This is a genomic window from Pontibacter sp. HJ8 (genome assembly GCF_054824225.1).
The window spans coordinates 1-4,062 of record NZ_JSYF01000449.1; the positions used below are offsets into that span (position 1 = coordinate 1).

Annotated in this window: 2 protein-coding genes; one reads left to right on the top strand and one right to left on the bottom strand. The window is 49.2% G+C overall.

Features of this window, described 5'->3' with window-relative positions:
* Positions 1-171 precede the first annotated feature (171 nt).
* Positions 172-822: a DsbA family protein gene (locus tag OB13_RS17610; RefSeq protein ID WP_461491497.1), complete on the bottom strand. Its 651-nt coding sequence runs from the start codon at positions 820-822 to the stop codon at positions 172-174.
* Positions 823-1,068: 246 nt separating this feature from the next.
* On the opposite strand from OB13_RS17610, the gene leuS reads away from it, so the two are divergent.
* A complete protein-coding gene (leuS, locus tag OB13_RS17615; RefSeq protein ID WP_461491498.1) occupies positions 1,069-3,837 on the top strand; it encodes a leucine--tRNA ligase in 2,769 nt (922 codons plus the stop codon).
* The last annotated feature ends 225 nt before the right edge of the window (positions 3,838-4,062 follow it).

Sequence of the window (4,062 nt, forward strand, 5' to 3'; positions counted from 1 at the left end):
GGCAGTTTTCAAGTCACAAGGCTATGTTACGAAAGCTTAGAACGAATCCTTAAAATGTGGCTTTGCTACCAACCGGCAGCAGGAAATATGTACGTAATGCAGCTATTTAAAGCAAAAAAAAACCAGCTGATGATTTTATCAGCTGGTTTTCCTTCGATTATACCTAAGTTTTTATTGTGGCGAAGCCTTCAAGGCTTCCTCCATACGGGCCTTGAGTGCATCATACAGGCGATAGCCCCGGCTCAGCAGATGCACATGGTGGCCATTGAGCAGGTATACGCTCGGGAAAGCATTGGCCTGCAGATGACGGGCGATGACAAAGTCCTGTCCTGTTTTTTCTTTCATCTCCTCGGAGATGAATTTTTCTAGAAAAGTCTCTTCTTCCACCCCGAGTTTAAAGGCAATCTCGGCCAGTACCTCCGGCTTGGTTACGTCATTGTTGCGGGCATAAAAGGCCCGCTGCACCTCTTCGGCCATTTCCAGCTCTTTTTCAGGTTGCAGGTAGCGCATGGTTACCACTGCCCGGCAGGCCGGTTCGGTGTCGTAAACAAAATTTTCACGCTTGAAAAAGTCGAAATCGAAGGGCTGCTCCGTGGCTTTTTCTACTTCCTCCCAGTGTTTCCGGAGATATTCTTTTGTTTTCTCCTCCATCGGTTCTACCATTCCCGGCCTTAGACCACCCAGCACCAGCTTAAAATTCAGCTTCCCCTCCTGCTCCTTTTTCAATTTATGCAGGACAGGCGCAAACCCGTAACACCAGGAGCACATCGGGTCCATGACATAGATCAGGTGCGGCACATCCAGCAGGTCGTATTTTTCCATGACGAATTGTTTAAAGCTTCTGGCGGCAAAGGTAGCTATTGATTGTTAAATTGTTTGATGGCTTACTTGTTGTTTACGGCACGTGTCATTTAAAAGTATACCACCAACCTTACAGCAGATAATCAATACAGCCATTTAACCATGTAACCACCGAACACGAAACAATCAACATGCAACAATCAACAATTAGCCGTTCATTGAGTATATTAGCGGTTTCAGAAAGATTCAGAGATTAAGACGAAACAGATGTCAGAGTATAATTTCAACCAGATTGAGAAGAAATGGCAACGTTACTGGCAAGAGAACCAGACGTTTAAAGCCACCGAAAATACAGATAAGCCAAAATTCTATGTGCTGGACATGTTCCCTTATCCATCCGGCGCAGGACTGCATGTGGGACACCCGCTTGGCTATATCGCATCTGATATCGTAAGTCGCTACAAACGTTCCAAAGGCTTTAATGTATTGCACCCGATGGGCTTTGACGCCTTCGGTTTGCCTGCAGAGCAATACGCCATTCAAACCGGCCAGCACCCGGCCATCACCACGGAGCAGAACATCCAGCGCTATATCGAGCAATTGAAGAACATCGGCTTCTCGTATGAATGGGAACGCGAAGTGCGTACTTCTGATCCAGGCTACTACAAGTGGACGCAGTGGATCTTTATGCAGCTCTTCAACAGCTACTACAACTATGACACCGACAAAGCAGAACCCATTGCTGATCTGATCGCAGCCTTCGAGAAAAGTGGCAATACAAATATAAACGCTGCCTGCGACGAGGACACTCCTTCCTTCACATCCGAAGAATGGCAGGGAATGAACGACCAGGAAAGAGCACACCTGTTGCTCAAGTACAGGTTGACCTATGTAGCCGATGCCGTTGTGAACTGGTGCCCTGCCCTCGGTACGGTGCTCGCCAACGATGAAGTAAAGGATGGCTTATCTGAACGTGGTGGCTACCCGGTAGAGCGCAAACTGATGCGCCAGTGGATGATGCGCATCACAGCTTATGCCGAACGCCTGTTGCAGGGTCTCGAAGAGATCGACTGGCCGGAGCAGGTAAAGGAAATGCAGCGCAACTGGATCGGCAAATCTGTTGGTGCCGAACTTGATTTTGCGGTGGAAGGGGCAACAGAAAAGATCAGGGTGTTCACGACCCGGATCGATACGATTTTTGGTGCTTCTTTCGTAGTATTGGCGCCCGAGCATGAGCTCGTGGCACAGATCACGACAGCGGAACAACGTGCTGCTGTGGATGCTTATGTAAACGTAGCCAAAAACCGGTCTGAGCGCGAACGCATGACCGATGTAAAAACGGTGAGCGGTGTCTTTACCGGGGCGTATGCCATCAACCCGCTTTCCAATGAACGGGCTCCTATCTGGATTGCAGATTATGTACTCGCCGGTTACGGCACGGGGGCTGTTATGGCTGTCCCGGGCCATGATTCCCGCGACTATGCCTTTGCTAAGCACTTCAACCTGCCGATTCCGCAGGTAGTGGAAGGCGGCAACCTGGAAGAAGAAGCACACGCTGCCAAAGAAGGCAAAATCATTAATTCCGGATTCCTGAACGGGCTGGAAGTGAAAGATGCCATCACCGCAGGTATAGCCAAAGCCGAAGAGCTCGGCGTTGGCAAAGGGAAGGTCAACTACCGGATGCGCGATGCTGTGTTCAGCCGCCAGCGCTATTGGGGAGAACCGGTGCCGGTCTACTTCAAAGACGGTATACCTCACTTATTACATGAAAGTGAGCTGCCGCTGGAGCTTCCAAAGATTGATGCCTACCTGCCAACTGAAACTGGGGAGCCCCCGCTAGGACGCGCCGTGGACTGGAAATACCAGGACAATTATGAGTATGAGCTGAGCACCATGCCGGGCTGGGCCGGATCTAGCTGGTACTGGTACCGTTACATGGACCCGCAAAACGATACGTCCTTTGCTGCAAAAGAGAAAATAGAATACTGGCGCAATGTAGACCTCTACATGGGGGGAGCCGAGCACGCAACAGGCCACCTGCTCTACTCCCGCTTCTGGAACAAGTTCTTGTATGACATGGGTCTGGTGGTGGAGCAGGAACCGTTTAAAAAGCTTATCAACCAGGGTATGATCCAGGGCCGGTCCAACTTCGTGTACCGGGTCAAAGACAGCAACACCTATGTATCGTTTGGCCTGCGCAACCAGTACGAGACGACAGCTCTGCACGTGGATGTGAACATTGTAGAAAATGACGAACTGGATCTGGAAGCCTTCAAAGCCTGGAGACCCGAGAACGCTGATGCCGAGTTTATTTTAGAAGATGGCAAATACATCTGCGGCGTAGAGATCGAAAAGATGTCGAAGTCGAAGTACAATGTGGTGAACCCGGATATCATTGTGGAGCGCCAGGGTGCCGATACGCTGCGTATGTATGAGATGTTCCTGGGACCGCTGGAGCAGTTCAAGCCCTGGAATACCAACGGAATGGACGGCGTTTCTAAGTTTCTGAAACGCTTCTGGAAACTCTTCCATGACAACGAAGGCAACTTTGCCGTGTCTGACGAGGAGCCAACCGCTGCTGAATTAAAATCACTGCACAAAACGATCAAAAAGGTTGAGGAAGACATTGAGCGTTTCTCCTTCAACACGTCCGTGTCTACCTTCATGATCTGTGTAAATGAGCTGACAGCCCTCAAGACAAATAAGCGGGCCATCCTGGATCCGTTGACGGTCGTGCTGGCACCTTATGCCCCGCACATCGCAGAAGAACTCTGGGAGAAACTGGGACACCAAGAAAGTGTCACTTTCGCTCCGTTCCCCGCCTGGGAGGAAAAATACCTGGTCGAGAATACGTTTGACTACCCGGTATCAGTAAACGGGAAGATGCGGGCCAAGGTAACTTTCGCCACCGACACGCCACGTGAAGAGATGGAAAAAGCTGTCGTGGCAGATGAGCAGATTACTAAATTTTTTGAAGGAAAAGCACCTAAAAAAATTATTATAGTCCCTAACAAAATTATAAACGTGGTAGTATAAGGATTTCCATCTTACCACTAACTTCCAAAAGCCGCACAAGTCCCAAACTTGGCGGCTTTTGGTTTTTAGCTATACAGCAGAAATTAACCCGCTAAAACTATTAAGTATCGGAAAGAAAAAAATCCGTTTACAAAACAGGGCAGCTCTGTTCGGGCTGCCCTGTTTTGTAAACGGATTAACTGATTACAGATAAAGTAGAGATTCTGGCATCGGCAGTATGAATGG

Coding starts and splice junctions, on each gene's coding strand:
- OB13_RS17610 (WP_461491497.1), bottom strand. CDS start 822: ATGGAAAAATACGACCTGCTGGATGTGCCGCACCTGATCTATGTCATG.
- leuS (WP_461491498.1), top strand. CDS start 1,069: ATGTCAGAGTATAATTTCAACCAGATTGAGAAGAAATGGCAACGTTAC.